The following is an 18,704-nucleotide window of genomic DNA, read 5'->3' as shown; positions in this document are numbered from 1 at the left end:
CCGTTGTCCGGCTGATCTTCGCTCGTGGCGGCTACAACAGTTCACGCCAAGACAACACCCTGAACGTCGTCGCCCCCGCCACGGGCGGCGTCCACAATTTGGTACTCGTAAAGCTCTGGTCAGCATGGCGTACCAGTGCACGCTCGCCGTCGGCGGTCTCGACCAGCACCGGCCGGCTAGCCAGCGCAGAACTGATCCAAACCATGCCCTTGACGCCATTCCCCAAGCTGCCTCCAGTTTCAGGGTTCAGTGTCAAAAGATAGCTGCTGCCGCCGGGCTCGCATTTGGTATCGGTCGGCTTGTTCGCGGTGTAGACCAGCACACCACCACGCGAGAGTGCCCCCTGCGAGGTGATGCGAGAACCGCTGACCGGCAGGTCGACGTACCAGCCTTTCTTGCTGCCGATGGCATTCGCGCTCACCGAGTACCCTGACGAATCGTTCCCGCTCAGGGTCTGGCAGACGAATGCACCATCACCACCTTCCGTCGGGCAGCTGGCACCATTGCTGCCACGAATATTTGGCAGGGTTGGTGTCGCCACACTACTGTTGTCGAACACGCCGTACAGCGTCTGCCGTCTGGTCGAAGCAATATCCGCCACATCCAGATACTGGCCGGTGCCGACAAACACTCGAAACTCACCAGCATTGGTGCCAGTAGTCACCAAGGGTGCCGAGGTCACCGGCTGGACGTTGCCGCTACCATCCTTCAGTTGCGCGATACGGACGGATGTTTCGCTGGCCAGGTTAAAGCGGAACAGGTTGCCTTGGGTGTCGCCGCCGTAGATCACGTCGACTACGGCCGTGACAACCGCATCCTGCGGTTTGGCAAGATAGGCAAGGTCTCCGCTCACACCTGTCTCGATGGTCGCTTCGACGCTGCCGTCGGCCGGGTCGAGCAGGAATACGTAGCCCTTGCCGTCGCTGTTGTTATAGCCGGAAGGCACCACCACCCGGTCCCCCTTGCTGGTCTTGACCAGCAAGGGGGTGGCAAAGCTGTAGCCTGATTTGCTGGCATCCGGAACGACTTCCCATTTCACCTTGCTGGCGTAGCCGACTTCGTTGTTGGCATCGGGCGAACTGATATCGAGCGCGTAATATGCCTTGCCGCCCTTGCCCAGCCCCCCAACCAGCAGCTTCTGGCTGCCGAAATCGGCGACAGCCGGCGTCGCGTCAACCAGATATTGGTGGTTAGCCCCCGCCTTTAGTGGCAGTTTCTGTGAAGACAACGCCGGCGCACTGCCTGTATATAAAGCACGCGGTACATAGGCAAACAACTCTTCACCGCCTCCAGCCTCCAGTTTGCCTTCGAAGGCGTGCAACATGCCGTCGTTGGCTGGCTGGAATACCACGGTGCGGCTACCGTATTTAACGACGACCGGCTCGGCGTTGACGATGTCGCCTAGCCGAGCGCCGCGAAGGGCTGCAACGTCGGCGGCACTTAGCCCCCCCATCGCCCCACTGAACACCACCCCATTGCTGCCGCTGTAAGTCACGATTTTGCGTGGGTCTGTGCGTTTGGCCAACAAACCGGCCGCCGACCAGGCTGGCGGTTCGATCGGGATGCCGGTGGTGGTGTTCAAGCGGTAGCCCATCAGGTCCCCGCTCCAGGTACCCGAGTTGTAGCGAGACGCGTACGCAGTATTGTCGACCACGACCTGCGTATTGACGACGGCAACCGCCGCCGCAGCGTTTTCCTTGGCGAAGGCGTCGTCGATAGCCCCCTGAAAGGCTTCCTTCAACTTGTCCTCGTCTCCCGCGTACATGAACTTGCCGCCCCCCTGCGCGGCGGATTCCTGCATCAAGGGAGAGTCCTTCAGCGTGTCATCTGCGAAGCCAATCATATAAACGGAAACGGTACGCCCCTTGGCCTTACCGGCAGGCGGCAACAGGTCCGGCCGCAGATCAACTTCGTGTATGGCTTGTGCTACGTCATCCAGATAATCGCTACCGCGAGGAGATGAGTCAGTTTGGTTATACGTGTGAGTCCCACCAATATGCGAAGTAGGGGGATGGTTGTTGCTTGTTTTCCTGTCGTAAGTGCAATTCGGACAATCGTTGTCAAAATCACGGAGATAGACGTTACCGGACAGACCGACATCCTCCGTCGATTCGCCGTCCGTCATTACAATCACGTTTGAACGCTGGCACCAATATTCGATCGGATAGTCTGAATCTGACATCCCTGCCAGCTCTGTACGACCAGTATTATTCTGTTCGAAAAACTTGCTGACCTTGGCAGTTTGATTGCCACTGAAATTCAGTGTGTTATCGGCAGACGCATTGGCGAGGTAACGACCAACCCCCGCCAGGGTCTCGGACAGCGGAGTCCAGTTGGCCGGAGATAATTTTGAAATTTCGGACTTGATTCCGGAAAGAGAGTCGCTATCCAGATCCCTCAATCCATAGTCAAGCGCACCACCCAAATGCTGGGAGCCCGCATTGGAAAAGCTGACCATAGCAACCCGCGACTTAGCTGAAGGCAAGGAATCAAGCACAGCCTTGGCAGCATCTTGGGCGACCGCCATTCTGGTTTTGCCACCAGATCCGCTTACCTTATCCTTCATCGACCCTGAATCGTCGATCATGAAAATAAAATTGGTCCGTACATTATTGCGCACAGCTAGCGGCACGTCACTGATGGACACCGCAGACATGGCAGAAATGGGCAACAAGGAAGCGGCCAGACCCGCCAGCAGTAATTTATTATTTGCATTCAATTGTACGGCCCTCCCAGCATCACCTCGTAAAACGACTCGGTCCCTCTCGGGCCCAGCGCACGGATATAAACACGGTACCTGACCTCGACCGCCCCGCCTGTCATCTCATACGCACACTTGGCCTTCACGTCAGAAACGCTGGTCAACACCGGATTGGCCGAACACTGCCGCTCGATCACATACTGAAAACGGTAATCTCCGTTGTTCGCCGTGCAGTCTCCGTTGGTACCGTCCGCCTTGGTGCAGGTCACGTTGGCCCAGTTGATCGCCGTCGGGATGCCACGCGCACCAAAATCGGCAGCATTGGCCGAGCGCGTGTTCAGGTAGCGGTTGGCGACAGCGGTATTGCCAGCCTTGTCGACCACGATCCGCTGGTGCAATGCATTGCGCGCGTCGACGATCGCGCGATCCGTCGCGTGCATGGTTGCCTGCCGGAAAGCAGTATTGCCGGCGATCTGGCTGGACGTCTCCATTGAGCGCACCACGGCGACGCCGGCGAGAATCAACACTACGAGTACGATCAGCGTGACAAACAGCACCGCCCCGCGTTGGCGGTGACGCCCTGCTAGATGTTCCATACCACATTCCTCAACGGCACCACCGTGGTGTACACGCGGTAGCGGTAGTTTTGCCAGGTCCGGCCAGCCGGCACGGACACAGCCGACAGGTCGATCACCGGGGCGGCTGCATCCTGGAAACTGCAAGGACCGGTATTGGAGACGCCGGCGGCATTGGTGCACGCGGCCGTCACATTGTCGGGTGCCACTTCCGCGCTGCGCGCGACCACCACCAGGCGTACCGCGCGGATGCGCTTGGCGTCTGCACTGCTCGGGTTTGCCCAGGCACCGGTCGGCTCCACCCACTGCGAAACAACCTTCGAAGCGGCGCTGGCACTGACTCCGTACTGCGCCTGCAACTGGACGATGCCGTCGACCAGTGCGGTTGGCGATGCACATCCGAGTTCGCCGGCACAGTGCTGCAGGCGGCTGGCAGCCAGGTTATAACTATTAGTCTCCAGCAGCTGATTGCCCGGCGTCGGTGCCCGCAGGACCAACGAGCCGGCCGAATAGCTGAAATTAGTCCATGGGGGGGTGCCGGAAGGGTTGTACTCACCATTGGCACCGGGGTTGGCCTGGATCTTCAGCCCACCACTCACCAGGCCTGTAATCTTGTGCAGACTGCAAGGCATGCTTGGATTGGTTGGGTCTTTGATCAGAATCAGCTCGCCCTCTTTCAGGTCGGCAAAACCGTCTACATCAATGTTTGCGGAAGGAACCGGCATGTTGCCGGAAAGTTGTACCAGCCCTGCATCTCCAATCACCCCGTTGATATTACGCGGCGCGCTGTACACGGTGAGCGCGTCGGGGGCTACGCCAGCGCCACCCTGCAACCTCACCGCTAGACCATTTCTAGGGATCGCCACCCCGGGAATGAAACCAAGGTCAGTCCCGCCACTTACGGTGACAGGCGAGCCGCCACCGGGCGGATCGTAATACGCGTTGTACGAGGTGCAAGCGAACGGACTCTCCCGCAAAGACATTCCGTTTCCGGCCAATCTTAATGCTCCGTCCAAGAAAACCAAGGCGGCTTGAGCATTCTCCTGCGCGTCGTTGCCACCGGTAGTCGCCTTGCGCTGCTGGTTGACGAAAGCGACCGATTGCGTAACCGCCAGCACGACCAGCAAGCCGACCGCAATGCCGACCATCAGTTCGACCAGGGTAAAGCCCCGGCTTGCTCGATTGAGGTTCAATGCTTTCACGCTGATCTCCCCTGAAACTTATTGTGGCGGCAACACCGTGAATACTCGATGGCTTCGCAAGTCTGCACCCGGACTTGACCGCCACTGCAGGGTGACCGTGATCTCGCGTGCTGCCTTATTGACGGCAACCGTCTGTGTCTGCGTTGTGGCATTTGGCAGGGTCGCCACCACTTCGGCCACCCAGTCGCCGGTGATCGTCCCGCTGGCGGCCGGTGTTTTAAAAACGTCGAGGTTGCTTTGATCGGCTACCGCAATGCGGCCGATCAGGCTGTCGGCCAAAAATGCTGCATCCGCCCGGTATTTCGCATCGGCACTCAAGGTCACCGCGCGGCCCTGCAGCGCAATCAGACCAAGCACGCCCAGAGAAAACAGCAAGATGGCGACCAGCGCTTCGATCAGCGACACACCACGTTGTCTGGAATGGAGTGAAGTCATCAGCAGCCTCGCGGATCGTTGGCAGTGGTGATTAACTCGTTACACAGCCGAGCCTGCCCGCCAGGCCCAAGGTTCACCTGCAGGCGATCGGCACCTGTCACACCTGATGAGACTTTGATCTGGGTCAGCGGCGAGCCCGCCAGTACCCGTCCGTTCGGCTGGAAAGTCGCACTGGCGTTACCACTAGCAAACGTCATGGTAAGGCCACGCCCGCCTTCGTTAGCCGGCCGGGTCTGCAAGGTGGTCGCTGGCGAAACCTGAGCGACGGTCCAGCCCGTGCCGCTGGCGGTAAAGCTGACTTGCGTATTGCGGCGCACCGCTTCGGACCGGGCAAGCTTCAGGCCGTTCAGCATCGCCTCGGCCGCCGTGCGAACTCTGAAATTGGCGACCATCTGGTTGAATGACGGCAAGGCCAGCGCGGCGAGAATAGACAGGATGACCACGCTGACCATTGCCTCAACCAGCGTAAAACCGGCAAAGCGCCTCAGCATGATGTCTGTCCGTTGTTGGTAAACCAGCAAGCTGCGCTGCCGGACAAGCCCGGGAACGCGGTAGTTGCCCTGTTGCCGGCCTGGTCGATCATGAAGGTGTAGCCAGCCATTGCGCCGCCGGCAGTGCCGGCAGCGGTGACCGTAAAGCCCTGGTTGGTTCCGACTGCACCCCAGTTACAGCTGTAGGTAAAGGGAGAGTTGGCAGGTACCGCTTCCGATACACCGCAAGCGTTTGCACTCGACCCGTAGTGCCGGTTGTCCTGATAGAACTGGTCGAGACGAACCCGCCAGGTCGACAGGATGCCATGCGCCTCACTGAGGCGACCTCTGACCAGATAATCCGTATACGCTGGCCATGCGATCGCAGCGAGGATGCCGATGATCGCGACCGTGATCACCATCTCGATCAGGGTAAATCCGTTTTTCATGTTGCCCCCAGCCTATGCGCCCCTTTTTATGGCAATAGCCAATCACCCAATTTGGATTTTACTTCGCCAGGCTGGACTTCGTACGCATGAAACACCCGCATGGCAGGTTACTCCTAGGCGAGCAGGAAAAGGGTGATTACCCGTGGCCGTCCCTGAACACCGCAAAGCCAACGATACAAGGGCTTACGCACGTCAGCAGTGCGCTGCGCACAGTTTTGCCTATGTAGGCGGCCGTAACTTCTTGTTACTTATTTGCAACAACCCAGCCGTCGCGCCCACGGTATCCTCACTAGCAACCGCCTTAGGGCCGAGATGGTCGTAACTGAAATCGCCCCACGCGTCAGCCTCCATCGCCCGCCTCTTTCTGCAAGCCAAATGACTTGACTCAAGGGTACCCGCCAACAAAAGCCCCCGACCAAGGCCGGGGGCTTTACGGAAGCACCGGCTGAACCGGTGCATAGAGCCAGGCTTACAAGATCTCGAGGATGCCTGCGGCGCCCATGCCGGTGCCGATGCACATAGTGACCATGCCGTAACCCTTCTCGCCGCGGCCGCGCATGCCGTGCACCAGGGTCGCCGCGCGGATGGCGCCGGTGGCGCCCAGCGGGTGGCCCAGGGCGATCGCGCCGCCGTGCGGGTTGACCACGCCCATGTCGAGCTCGAGGTCGCGGGCGACAGCCAGCGCCTGCGCGGCAAACGCCTCGTTCAGCTCCATCCACTTGATGTCGGCAAGCGAGATGCCGGCCTGACGCAGCGCGGCGGGGATCGCCTCTTTCGGGCCAATGCCCATGATCGCCGGCGGCACGCCCTTGACCGAGAAGGTCACGTAACGCGCGAGCGGGGTCAGGTTGAATTGCTTGAGCACCTTCTCGGAGACCAGCACCACGGCGCCGGCGCCGTCGGACATCTGCGAGCTGTTGCCGGCAGTGACCGAACCCTTGGCGTCGAACACCGTCTTCAGCTTGGCCAGACCCTCGAGCGAGGTGTCGCGGCGCGGGCCTTCGTCGGTGTCGAGCACGCGGGTCTTGACGATGACTTCACCGGTTTCGAGGTTGGGCGTTCGGTAGGTCGCGGTCAGCGGGCTGATCTCGGCCTTGAACGCGCCGGACTCGATGGCGGCGATGGCGCGGCGGTGCGACTCGACGGCGAACGCGTCCTGGTCTTCACGCGAGATGCCCCACTGCTGGGCGACTTTCTCGGCGGTCAGGCCCATGCCGTAGGCGATGGCCAGGTTTTCGTCGCGGGCGAAGATTTCCGGGTTGAGCGACACCTTGTTGCCCATCATCGGCACCATCGACATCGACTCGGAACCGGTGGCGATCACCACGTCGGCTTCACCCAGGCGGATGCGGTCGGCCGCCATCTGCACGGCGTTGATGCCGGACGAGCAGTAGCGGTTGATGGTGATGCCGCCGACGGTGTCCGGCAGGCCTGCCAGCAGCGCGCCGATACGCGCCATGTTGAGGCCCTGCTCGGCCTCCGGGAACGCGCAGCCGGTCACCACGTCGGCGACCAGCGCCGGGTCGAGTTCCGGCACCTGCGCCATCGCGCTACGGATCACATGCGCGAGCATGTCGTCCGGGCGCACGTTGCGCATCATGCCGCGCGGCGCCTTGCCCACCGGGGTGCGGGTGGCGGCGACGATATACGCTTCTTGTACTTGCTTGGTCATACCTTGTTTTCTCCTGCGGTGCGCGTCTGGCGCGCCGGGCGGCCCCTCGTGGCCGGCCACCCTGCCGCTTAAAGTCTGTCTATGCGTTGCGGACGTCGCGTCAGTTGCGCAGCGGCTTGCCGGTGGTCAGCATGTTGGCGATGCGCGCCTGCGTCTTCGGGTGCTTCAGCAGCGTGATGAACGCCTTGCGCTCCAGGCCCAGGATCCACTGCTCGTCGACCAGCGTGCCCTGCTCCACGTCGCCGCCGCACATCACGTCGGCGATCAGGCCGGAGATGAAGTAGTCGTGCTCGGAGATGAAGCGGCCTTCCAGCATGTTGACGAGTTGGCCCTTGATCGACGCGGCACCGGCGCGGCCGGCCACCGGGAAGCCCTTGCTCTTGAGCGGCGGGCGGTAGCCGGCGTTGGCCAGCGCCAGCGCTTCGCTCTTGGCGACGTACAGCAGCTCGTACGCGTTGAACACCACCACGTCGGCCTTCTTCAGGAAGCCCATTTCCTGCGCCTCGGCGGCGCTGGTGGCGACCTTGGCCATGGCGATGGTCATGAAGTAGTCCTTCAGCGCGGACAGGATGTCGCCGCGCGCCTCGGCGGCCGCGCGCATCGCGAATTCCTTGCAGCCGCCGCCGCCCGGCAGCAGGCCGACGCCGACTTCGACGAGACCGATATAGCTCTCGAGGTGGGACACCACGCGGTCCGCGTGCAGCACGAATTCGCAGCCGCCGCCGAACACGTAGCCCTGGGTCGCCGCGACGACCGGCACCTGGCTGTAGCGCAGGCGCATCGACATCGACTGGAAGCGGGTCACCGCGTTCTCGATCGCGTCCCAGTCGCCCATCATGAAGGCCGGCATCATCGAGGAGAGATCCGCCCCGACCGAGAACGGCTCTTCGGTCTGCCAGATCACCAGCGCCTTGAAGCGGTCTTCGGCGATGTCGAGCGCGGCGTTCAGGCCGTCGATCACGTCCGGACCGATCGCGTGTGCCTTGGACTTGAACGACACGACCAACACGTCGTCGCCGGAGGTGAAGGCGCGCACGCCGGCGTTCTCGAACACGGTCTCGCCCAGCGGCGCGTTGGTTTCACCCAGCACCTTGGCCGGCGCCAACTGGCGCTGGTAGACGTCAAGCTGCGAGCGGCCGATCAGCTTGCCGGAAGCAGCGTCATAGGAGCCCGCGTCAAAGTGGACACCAGCACGGTCGGCTTCCAGCACCCACGCCGGCAGCGGGGCGTTGCCCAGCGACTTGCCCGCGGCGATATCCTCGGCCACCCAGCCTGCGATCTGCTGCCAGCCGGCACCCTGCCAGGTTTCGAACGGGCCGACGCTCCAGCCGAAGCCCCAGCGGATCGCGAAGTCGACGTCGCGCGCGCAGTTGGCGATATCGGCGAGGTGGAAGCCGATGTAGTGGAACACGTCGCGGAAGCACGCCCACAGGAACTGCGCCTGCGGGTGGCTGCTCTCGCGCAGCTTCTTGAATTTGTCGGCCGGGTTGGAAATCTTCAGGATTTCCTTGACCGCGTCGTCGCCCTTCTGGCCGGCGCCGGTGTACTCACCCGCAGCGGGGTCGAACACCAGCATCATCTTGCCGTCTTTTTTGTAGATGCCACGCTTGGCCTTGGCACCGAGCGCGCCGTCGGCGATCAGCTTCTGCAGCCACTCGGGCGACTTGAACAGCGCGTGCCACGGGTCGGCCGGCAGCGTGTCGTCCATGGTCTTGACTACATGGGCGAAGGTGTCGAGGCCAACCACGTCGGCGGTGCGGAAGGTGGCGGATTTCGGGCGCCCCAGGCGCGGGCCGGTCAGGTCGTCGACCACGTCAAAACGGATGCCGAACTTTTCGGCGTTGGCGATGGTCGCCAGCATCGAGAACACGCCGATGCGGTTGGCGACGAAGTTCGGGGTGTCCTTGGCGCGGATCACGCCCTTGCCCAGCGTGGTCACCAGGAAGCGCTCGAGGTTGTCGAGCATGCCCGCGTCGCTCGTCACGCACGGGATGATCTCGACCAAGTGCATGTAGCGCGGCGGGTTGAAGAAGTGCACGCCGCAGAAGCGCGGACGGACGCTTTCCGGGCAGGCGTCGGCGAGCATGTTGATGCTCAGGCCGGAAGTATTGGTGGCGAAGATGGTGTGTTCGCCCAGATGCGGCGCGACCTTGCGGTAGAGGTCGGCCTTCCAGTCGGCGCGCTCGGCGATCGCCTCGATCACCAGGTCGCAGTCCTTCAAGAGGTGCAGGTGGTCTTCGTAGTTGGCCGGCGTGATGTGCAGCACGGCTTCCTTGTTCGACAACGGGGACGGCTTCTGCTTTTTCAGCGCATCGACTGCCTTGAGAACGATGCCGTTCTTGTCGCCTTCTTTCGCCGGCAGGTCGAACAGCACGGTCGGCACCTTGGCGTTCACGAGATGGGCGGCGATCTGCGCGCCCATCACGCCGGCGCCGAGCACGGCAACCTTGCGTACGATGAATTTGGATTGAGACATGGTTTCCTCGTTGGTTGAAACACAACAATCATCAGACGGCGCCCCTGCAGGGCCGTCTTGCATCTGAGGGCGGGCCGCCTTGCGGCGGCCAACCCCGAGAACTCACGCTCCCAAACTCACCGGTGAGGGCTTAGAAGCGGTAGTTATACTGCACGCCAAGAAGATTGGCGTAAGACTTGTAGTCAGCCGAGCCCTTGGTATAGCTGGACACGCAGTTGACTTCGCGCGGGGCGGAACCACCGCAGTAACCGTTCACCTTGGCCTTGGCGTCCGCAATATGGATGTAGCTGTACGCAACATCCAGCGAAGACTGCTTGTTCAGCTCGTAGTTGGCACCCACCGAGAACCAGATACGGTTGCTGTCCGGCATGGTAGCCAGGCGCTTGTCTTCGGACGGAACCGGAGACTTGTCATATGCGATACCAGCACGCAGTTGCAGCGGCTCGCTGTACTCGTATGCGGCACCCAGCGACAGGCGGTAGGTATTTTTCCACTCCGGACTCAGAATGGTCTTATCGGCCTTGCCCGCTGGAGGCGGCAATACCTGCTTGGGCACGCCGTACACTACGGCAGCTTGATCGAAACGCGAGTGCTTGGTCCAGGTCAGGTCGCCGAAGCCGGTCCATTTCGGGTTGAACTTGTACATGCCGTGCAGCGACAGCGACTCTGGCGTATCGATATCGACCTTGGCGCTGCTGTCGACGTAGCCGAGGCCTGCCACGATCTGACCTTCGGCACCACCCGGCACCGTCCAGTCGGCGTCGCCTTCGAGCTTGTGCTTGACCTTGGAGCGGTAGTTCAGACCGACGCGGGCGTTTTCGTTGATATCCCACAACCAGGACAGCGTAAAGCCGAAGCCCCAGTCGTCACCGTTGATTTTGGAATAACCATCATAAACACCGACTGCACCATCCTGAGCAAGATATCCAGCTGCTTGCTTAAGGGTCGCACCAGCCTTCTTCAAGGTTTCTTGACCAGCAGTAGACTTAGGATCAATACCAGCTGCGGCTGCTGCTTTGGCAAAGGCCAAAGCTTTATTTTGGTCAGTAGGAGCCAGTTGATATGCTGCGTATGCTTTAACTGCGTCTGTGGTAGCTTGATTTACTTGCCTGCTGTAATAACCCGCCAACGACTGAGCGAAGTTTGCGTACTGGCGCAGCTTGGCATCTGCGTACTGGGCGACGACACCGACGGCGACCGAGTGTTGCGGGTTCAGCTTGAACGCGATGGTCGGGTTAAAAGCGATGGTCTTCAGCGCGGTCTCGTTCAGGTTGTAGCGGAACACCGAGTCGCGCTGGTATTCGGTCGACGAGGCAAACGGTACGTACACGCCGAAGCCGGCGGTCATCTTGTCGTTCAGCTGATGGGTCAAGTACAGGTGCGGCACCGCGAGAATGTCGTCGGTGATCTTGCCCGACTGCTTGCCCTTGATTTCGGTGCCCGGGTAGCCCGTGGCCGGGTTAGGCGGGGTGTACGCCTTGGCATTGCTGTACTTCACGCTCGGCGCAACTAGGTTCAGCGCACCGGCAAAATTGGTGCCTTCCAGCTTGGTCATGCCGGCGGCGTTGTAGAAGATGGTCGACGCGTTGGCGGCCTCGGCGGCGCTCGCGTTGGCGGTCGACTGGGCGCTGACCGACTGGGTACCGAAGTGGTAGCCGGAAGCGAAAACGGTGGAAGTGGCCCCGATCAGCATCACGGACAGGCTGAGGTGCTTGAGCTTCATGTGTGTGTCCCTCTGTGTGCGGCTTTGATGTTGTTTGCCTATGTTGCCCGCATATTGCAAGGCAATGCGATACTACCAGAGCGCTAGAGTATTTCCACCAGTTTTTAGATTGATCGTTCTAATTGTGCGTTCCAAACGATCGTTTGAATCCATGCGGGTGAATGTACCCGATTTTATTTCGCGTGAATACCCCCGTCGCATGATGCGGTGCAGCCCCACCGCCCCTCTCCCTGGCTCGACCCCGGTCGCACGTCACTTCTAATGCATACGCATAGTGCAATCTTGCCCGCTTGCACTAGGGTGTAAAGATAAAAAGGCCGTCTGCGCGTGCACGCAGACGGCCTCCGGATCACCGTACCGGCCAGACGGCCGGTACGACGTTCGTAGTGTAGTCGGTACGCAACGCGGCCGGCATCCGATCGACCGATGCTTAGGAGTGGGCATGACACCAAAAACAGATTTGCGCCTGGCACAGGCCGGCAGCACCCTGAGCTTGCTCGCGCTGGCCATCACCGTCAGCGGCTGCGGCAAGGAGCAACAGCCCCCCCAGCAAGCAGCGACCGCCGTCACCGCGATGAAGGTCGCCGCGCGCGACGTGCCGGTCAGTTTCACCTACGTCGCGCGGGTCGAGAGCTCGCAGAACGTCGAGATCAACGCGCGGGTCGCCGGGTATCTGGACAGCAAGCAGTACACCGAAGGCGGTCGCGTCAAGAAGGGGCAGACACTGTTCGTGCTCGACCAGCGGCCGTTCAAGGCCGCGCTCGATTCGGCGCGCGCGCAACTGGCCAACAGCCAGGCGGCGCTCGAGACCGCACGGCTCACCCTCAAGCGCTACCAGGAGCTGACCCCGCGCGGCGCGGCGGCGCAGGCTGATCTGGACAAGGCGACCGGCACCTACCAGCAGGCGATGGCCAGCGTGAAGCAGGCCGAGGCGGCGGTGACGCAGGCCGAGCTCAACCTCAGCTACACGGTGATCACCTCGCCGGTTGACGGGGTGTCCGGCATGGCGATCCCGTCGGTCGGCACCTATATCAGCCCGACCAACAGCAAGATGACGACGGTGGCGACGCTCTCGCCGATGTGGGTGAACTTCAGCATGTCCGAGAGCCAGCGCCAGAGTCTGGATGCCGCCGCGCGCAAGGGCCTGCTCAAGACGCCGCCGGGAGGCATGTTCAACGCCGAGATCCTGTTAGGCGAGGGCCAGCAGTACGGGCAGACCGGCAAGATCACCTTCGCGTCGCCCTTCTACAACAGCGACACCGGCACCTTCATGGTCCGCGCGTCGGTCCCCAACCCGGACGGCGTGCTGATGCCCAACCAATACGTGAACATCCGCCTCACCGGCGCCACCCGCCCCAACGCGATTCTCGTCCCGCAAAAGGTCGTCCAGCAGGGCGCGGGCAGCAACTATGTGTGGGTGGTCGGCAAGAGCGGCAAGTCGGAATACCGTCCGGTCGAAGTCGGCCCGTGGCAGAACAAGGGCTGGTTCATCGAGCGCGGGATCAAGCCTGGCGAGCAGGTCGTCGTCGACGGTGTTGCCACCCTGCGCCCGGACACCCCGCTCAAGGTCAAGCCATTGAGCGACGCGCAGGTCAACGCCGAGCTGGGCCTTGCCCCGGCCGCCACCCAACCCTGAACGCGGGAGGTCCGCCATGTTCTCCCGCTTCTTTATCGAACGGCCGATCTTCGCGGCGGTGGTATCGATCGTGATCTCGCTGATCGGCGTGCTGGCGATGTCCGGCCTGCCGATCGAGCAGTACCCGACCATCGCGCCGGTGCAGGTGCAGGTCACCGCCAACTACCCGGGTGCCGACGCGCAGACCGCCGCGCAGACCGTCGCCGCGCCGATCGAGCAGCAGATCACCGGCGTCGACAACCTGCTCTACATGAGTTCGAGCAGCTCCTCCAGCGGCAACGTCACCATCACCGCGTTCTTTGACCTGGCGACCGACCCTGACATCGCGCAGGTGCAGGTGCAGAACCGGGTCAACCTCGCCACGCCGCAACTGCCGCAGATCGTCACCCAGAACGGGGTGTCGGTACAGAAAAAGTCGTCCAGCATCCTGATGGTGGTCACCATCACCGACCAGAGCGGCGCCATGAACGCCCAGCAGCTGGACAACTACACCAACGTCAACATCATGGACGCGATCAAGCGCGTGCCCGGCGCCGGCCAGGCCTCGATGTTCGGCTCGCCCAACCAGGCCATCCGCATCTGGCTGAAGCCGCGCGATATGGCATCGCTGGGCGTCACCACCACCGACGTGAAAAACGCGATCGCCGCGCAGAACGCGCTGGTCGGCGCGGGGCAGATCGGGCAGGCGCCGAGCGAAGGCGAAGTGCAGATGACCTTCCCGGTGGTCACCGACGGCGCGTTCTCCGACCTCTCCGTCTACGAGGACATGATCCTCAAGGCCTCGCAGGACGGCAACGCGGTGGTGCGCCTGAAGGACGTCGCGCGTGTCGAGTTCGGTCGCCAGTTTTACACCAGCTCGAGCTTCTTCAACGGCAAGCCGACGTCCGCGATCGGCATTTACCTCGCGCCAGGCGCTAACGCACTGGACGTCTCGGACGCAGTCAGGAAGACGCTTGAGAACATGAAGGCGACCTTCCCCAAGGGGGTCGAATACACCGTCGCGCTGGACACAACCGACTTCGTGCGCGACTCGATCAAGGAAGTAGTCAAGACGCTGATCGAGGCGATGGTGCTCGTCATCGTGGTGATCTACCTGTTCCTGCAGAATTTGCGTGCGACGTTGATCGCCGGCATCGCCATCGTGGTGTCGCTGCTAGGCGGCTTCATCGGGCTTTATGCGCTGGGCTTCTCGATCAACCTGCTCACCCTGTTCGGGCTGGTACTCGCGATCGGCCTGGTGGTCGACGACGCGATCGTGGTGATCGAGAACGTCGAAAAGATGATGCACGACCACCCGGAGATGACGCCCAAGGAGGCGGCGATCGCGTCGATGGAGGAAGTCTCCGGCGCGGTGATCAGCATGACACTGGTGCTCTCGGCGGTGTTCATCCCGGCGCTATTCATCTCGGGCACCACCGGCCAGCTCTACAAGCAGTTCGCGGCGACCATCGCCAGCGGCGTGCTGGTGTCCGGCATTTCCGCGCTGACCTTGACGCCGATGCTGTGCGCGCTGCTACTCAAGCGCACCACGCCGCCGTCCAGGGGGCCGTTCGCCGTGTTCAACCGCTTCTTCGAGCGCACCACCAAGGCGTACGGGCGCCTGTCGCACATGGTGATCCGCAAGGCGTTCTTTTCCTTGCTCTGCCTCGCGGTGATGCTGGTCGGCCTGTGGCAGCTCTTCCGCATGGTGCCATCCAGCTTCGTGCCGCAGGAAGACCAGGGTTACATGATGGCTGCACTGATCATGCCGGAAGCCGCCAGCCTGCAACGCTCGGTCAAGGCGGGCGATCAGCTCGACACCATCGTTCGCAGCAACCCGGAGGTGCAATTCAATACCATGATCGACGGCTTCAGCCTGCTCGACGGGCAGGTCAAGTCGAATGCGGGGACTGCCTTCATCGGTCTTAAGCCATTCAAGGAACGCCCCGACGCCGACGAGTCGGTGTTCGCGCTTGCCGGCAAGATCGGCGCGCAGTCGCAGGCGATGACTGCGGGCACGGTGATCCCCATCGTGCCGCCGCCGATTCCTGGCATCGGTACGCAAGGCGGGTTCGAGTTATGGATCCAGAACCGCGGTACCGACGGCCCCGAGCAGATGCAGGCCATCGTACAGCGCTTTATCCAGGCCGCGTCCAAGCGCCCGGAACTGGGCCGCATGACCAGCACCTTCAACGCCAACAGCCCGCAACTGAAGGTGACCATCGACCGTGCGCGCAGCAACCTGATCGGTGTACCGGTGAACGAGGTGCTCTCCACGCTTCAGGCGCAGTTCGGCTCGCTTAGAGCCAGCCAGTTCAACCAGTTCAGCCGGGTGTGGGACGTCACCCTGCAGTCCGACGCCAAGTACAGGCAGACGCCCGAGGACATCGCGCATGTGTATACCCGCTCGCAAAGCGGCGAGATGGTGCCACTCTCGGCACTCGTCAACACGCGATTCACCAACGGCCCTGCGCTGATGTCGCACTTCAACAGCTTCCCGGCGGTGCAAGTGACCGGCTCGCCCGCGCCCGGCTACAGCTCGGGACAGGCAATCAAGGCGCTTGAGGAGACCGCCGCCGAAGCACTGCCCTCCAGCTACAGCTACGCGTGGAGCGGCCTGTCGTACTCGGAAACCACGGCGGGCAACGACTCGGCGTTCATCTTCCTGCTGGGCATGCTGATGGTGTTCCTGATCCTCGCCGCGATGTTCGAGTCGTGGGCGCTACCGGCGGCGGTGATCTCGGCGGTGCCCTTCGGCCTGTTGGGCGCTTTGCTTGCCACCTGGCTGCGCGGGCTGGACAACGACGTCTACATGCAGATCGGCCTGTTGGTACTGGTGGGTCTGGCCGCCAAGAACGCGATCCTGATCGTCGAATTCGCGGTGATCCAGCGCAAGGCCGGCAAGAGCCTGATCGAGGCGGCGGTCGACGCAGGCGAACTGCGCCTGCGCGCGATCGTGATGACCTCGCTCGCGTTCATCTTCGGCACCCTGCCCCTGGCGCTCGCCACCGGCAGCGGCGCCAACTCGCGGCATTCGATCGGCACCGGCATCGTCGGCGGCATGCTCCTGCTCACCACGCTTGCGCTGATCTTCGTGCCGCTCTTCTACTACCTGTTCGAGCGCTGGCGCGAGAAAGGGCAAGGCAAGACCGGCGACACCCCCGAACCGGCCGCCGCGACTTCCAAGGAGGGACAACCATGAAAAAGCTCCTGACCCTCTCGTTTGTCGCGCTGGCAACCGGCTGTGCGGTCGGCCCCGACTACCGGCAGCCGGCTGTTGATACCCCGAACGCCTTCCGGTACGCCACCAAGGACGCGCAGGCTGCGGCGCTGGACCACGACTGGTGGCGTGCCTTTGGCGACCCGGTGCTCGACACTTATGTGGACGAGGCGCTACGCAACAACCGCGACCTCGCGATCGCGCTGGCCAACGTCGAGGCTGCCGCCGGGCAACTGACCACGGCGTCGGCCGCGCTCTACCCGCAGCTTGGCTACCAGCTGAACGGCCAGCGCGGGGTGACCGCGACGCAAAGGCTCGCCGGCGACAGCAAGAGCAACGACACCTACCAGTTCCTCGGCAACGCCAGCTGGGAGATCGACCTGTGGGGCGGCTTGCGCCGGCAGCGCGAGGCGGCCCGCGCCCAGCTTGCCGCGAGCGAACAGGCGCGCCGCGGCGTGCTCCTGAGCGTGACCGGCACCGTGGTGCAGGGTTACCTGCAACTGCGCGGACTGGACCGCCAGCTCGAGATCACCCGGCGCACCGCGCAAAGCTACGATGAGACGGTCAAGCTCTTTGAGCTGCAGTTCCGTTACGGGGCGGTCGCGCGCATCAACGTCGAACAGGTGAAGAGCCAGTACCAGCAGGCCTTGTCGGCAATCCCGCCGCTGGAAGCCGCGATCGCGCAGAGCGAGAACGCGCTGAGCCTCTTGCTCGGACGCAACCCGGGCCCGATCGCGCGCGGCAAGGACATCGACGCGCTGACCCTGCCGCAGGTGCCGGCCGCGCTGCCGTCCACCCTGCTCACCCAGCGCCCGGATATCCTCGAAGCCGAGCGGCAACTGGTCGCCGCCAACGCGCAGATCGGCGTCGCCCGCGCACAGTTCTTCCCGACCATCAGCCTGACCGGCAACGCGGGCAACGTCAGCCTCGCGCTGAGCGACCTCTTCAAGGGCGGCACCTCGATCTGGGGCGTCGGCGCCGCGGTGGCCGGCACGGTGTTCTCCGGCGGCTCGACACTCGGCCAGGTGCGCAGTGCCGAGGCGAAGAAGCGTGCGGCCGAACAGACGTATCTGAAGACCGTGCAGCAGGCGTTCGCCGACGTAGAAAATGCGCTGAGCCAGTACAGCGCGGACGGGCGCAAGCTTGCGTCGGAAGTTGCGTTGACGCGCAGCAGCAAGGAGTACGCGGACCTTGCCTGGCTGCAGTACGACGGCGGCCTCGCGCCCTACCTGACCGTGCTAGACGCGCGCCGCCAGCTGTACGCGGCCGAGATCAGCCAGGCACAGGCGCGCACCAGCCAGTTGGGCGACGCCGCCCGGCTCTATCTGGTGTTCGGCGGCAGCTGGGTCGACCGCGCGGCAATGATCAACACGCCGCCTCCCGCGCGCTAAACCTTACGCGCAACGCTGCCCGACGGCCGCTGCAGGCAGCCGGGCAGCCAGCGCGGCCACTTCGCCGACCACTACCAGCGCGGGGCTCGCCAGGCCCGCCTCGCGCACGATGCGCGCGAGCGTGCCCAGCACCATGGTGCGCGAGCGCGAGCCTTCGCAGCCGACCCGCTCGGCGACCAGTACCGGCGTGCCATCAGGCAAGCCCGCGTCCAGCAATTCCGCCTGAAGTGCCGCGACATCCTGCATGCCCATATAGATGACCAGCGTCAGCGCGCTTTGCGCGAGCGCCTGCCAGTTGGGGCGCGTGCCGTCGGTGGTGTGCGCGGTCACCAGCGCGACGCCGCGCGCGGTTTGCCGGTGCGTCAGCGGCAGGCCCAGCGCCGCACCGAGCGCAAGCCCGGCACTGACGCCGGCCACCGCGTCGACTTCCACCCCGCGCTCGGCCAGCCACGCCCACTCTTCGCCACCGCGCCCGAACACGAAGGGGTCGCCCCCCTTCACCCGGGCGACGCTGCGACCCTGCCGCGCGTAACGCAGCATCAGGCGCAGGATGAAGGCCTGCGGCGTGCTCTTGCAGCCGCCGCGCTTGCCCACCCGCACGATGCGCGTCCGAGGCCCCGCCAGTTCCAGCACGCTTTTATCGACCAGGTCGTCGACGAGCCATACCTCGCACGCGGCGAGCACGCGCGCCGCCTTCAGCGTCAGCCATTCGGCGTCCCCGGGCCCCGCACCCACCAGCCAAACCTTGCCCTGTCCCATGTCCTGCCTCCTAGTG

13 protein-coding genes are annotated in these 18,704 nt (G+C 63.1%); 3 read left to right on the top strand and 10 right to left on the bottom strand.

All coding sequences use genetic code 11. The features are described from left to right. Positions 1-31: 31 nt before the first annotated feature. The 9 genes from GZH52_RS06350 to GZH52_RS06310 form a co-directional block, all read right to left on the bottom strand. Entirely contained in the window at positions 32-2,719 is a 2,688-nt protein-coding gene (locus GZH52_RS06350) for a pilus assembly protein (protein ID WP_163315646.1), read from the bottom strand. Continuing rightward, positions 2,716-3,297 (bottom strand): pilus assembly PilX family protein, encoded by a 582-nt coding sequence (locus GZH52_RS06345; RefSeq protein ID WP_163315645.1) that lies wholly within the window; start codon positions 3,295-3,297, stop codon positions 2,716-2,718. Before GZH52_RS06345 ends, GZH52_RS06350 begins: the two co-directional genes overlap by 4 nt. Beyond that, a complete protein-coding gene (locus GZH52_RS06340) occupies positions 3,285-4,478 on the bottom strand; it encodes a PilW family protein (RefSeq protein ID WP_163315644.1) in 1,194 nt (397 codons plus the stop codon). Before GZH52_RS06340 ends, GZH52_RS06345 begins: the two co-directional genes overlap by 13 nt. Before the next feature lie 18 nt (positions 4,479-4,496). Continuing rightward, positions 4,497-4,913 carry a type IV pilus modification protein PilV gene (pilV, locus tag GZH52_RS06335; protein WP_163315643.1) on the bottom strand — a complete coding sequence of 139 codons (417 nt, stop codon included), beginning with the start codon at positions 4,911-4,913 and terminating at the stop codon, positions 4,497-4,499. After that, the gene (locus GZH52_RS06330) at positions 4,913-5,434 is read right to left on the bottom strand and encodes a GspH/FimT family pseudopilin (RefSeq protein WP_203525640.1); all 522 of its coding nucleotides are present in this window, start codon (positions 5,432-5,434) and stop codon (positions 4,913-4,915) included. The genes pilV and GZH52_RS06330 overlap by 1 nt, the downstream gene beginning before the upstream one ends. Continuing rightward, positions 5,398-5,832 (bottom strand): type IV pilin protein, encoded by a 435-nt coding sequence (locus tag GZH52_RS06325; protein WP_163315642.1) that lies wholly within the window; start codon positions 5,830-5,832, stop codon positions 5,398-5,400. Before GZH52_RS06325 ends, GZH52_RS06330 begins: the two co-directional genes overlap by 37 nt. A 469-nt stretch (positions 5,833-6,301) precedes the next feature. After that, a complete protein-coding gene (locus GZH52_RS06320) occupies positions 6,302-7,504 on the bottom strand; it encodes an acetyl-CoA C-acyltransferase (RefSeq protein WP_163315641.1) in 1,203 nt (400 codons plus the stop codon). A 100-nt stretch (positions 7,505-7,604) separates the two neighbouring features. Then, entirely contained in the window at positions 7,605-9,980 is a 2,376-nt protein-coding gene (locus GZH52_RS06315) for a 3-hydroxyacyl-CoA dehydrogenase/enoyl-CoA hydratase family protein (RefSeq protein ID WP_163315640.1), read from the bottom strand. A gap of 130 nt (positions 9,981-10,110) precedes the next feature. Then, positions 10,111-11,703, bottom strand: a complete 1,593-nt coding sequence (locus GZH52_RS06310; protein WP_163315639.1) for an OmpP1/FadL family transporter — start codon at positions 11,701-11,703, stop codon at positions 10,111-10,113. Positions 11,704-12,145: 442 nt separating this feature from the next. On the opposite strand from GZH52_RS06310, the gene GZH52_RS06305 reads away from it, so the two are divergent. From GZH52_RS06305 to GZH52_RS06295, 3 genes are read left to right on the top strand one after another with little or no spacing between them, the layout of a single operon-like run. Then, positions 12,146-13,339, top strand: a complete 1,194-nt coding sequence (locus tag GZH52_RS06305) for an efflux RND transporter periplasmic adaptor subunit (RefSeq protein WP_163315638.1) — start codon at positions 12,146-12,148, stop codon at positions 13,337-13,339. Between the two features lie 16 nt (positions 13,340-13,355). Next, positions 13,356-16,520: an efflux RND transporter permease subunit gene (locus GZH52_RS06300; protein WP_163315637.1), complete on the top strand. Its 3,165-nt coding sequence runs from the start codon at positions 13,356-13,358 to the stop codon at positions 16,518-16,520. Then, a complete protein-coding gene (locus tag GZH52_RS06295; RefSeq protein ID WP_163315636.1) occupies positions 16,517-17,929 on the top strand; it encodes an efflux transporter outer membrane subunit in 1,413 nt (470 codons plus the stop codon). The genes GZH52_RS06300 and GZH52_RS06295 overlap by 4 nt, the downstream gene beginning before the upstream one ends. A 3-nt stretch (positions 17,930-17,932) precedes the next feature. Here GZH52_RS06295 and cobA read toward each other — a convergent pair whose 3' ends face one another. Beyond that, a complete protein-coding gene (cobA, locus tag GZH52_RS06290; RefSeq protein ID WP_163315635.1) occupies positions 17,933-18,688 on the bottom strand; it encodes a uroporphyrinogen-III C-methyltransferase in 756 nt (251 codons plus the stop codon). Positions 18,689-18,704 lie beyond the last annotated feature (16 nt).

Source organism: Crenobacter caeni (assembly GCF_010435965.1).
Lineage (GTDB): Bacteria > Pseudomonadota > Gammaproteobacteria > Burkholderiales > Chromobacteriaceae > Craterilacuibacter > Craterilacuibacter caeni.
Note: the sequence above shows the minus strand (reverse complement) of the source record. Positions and strands in the feature narration are given on the sequence as shown.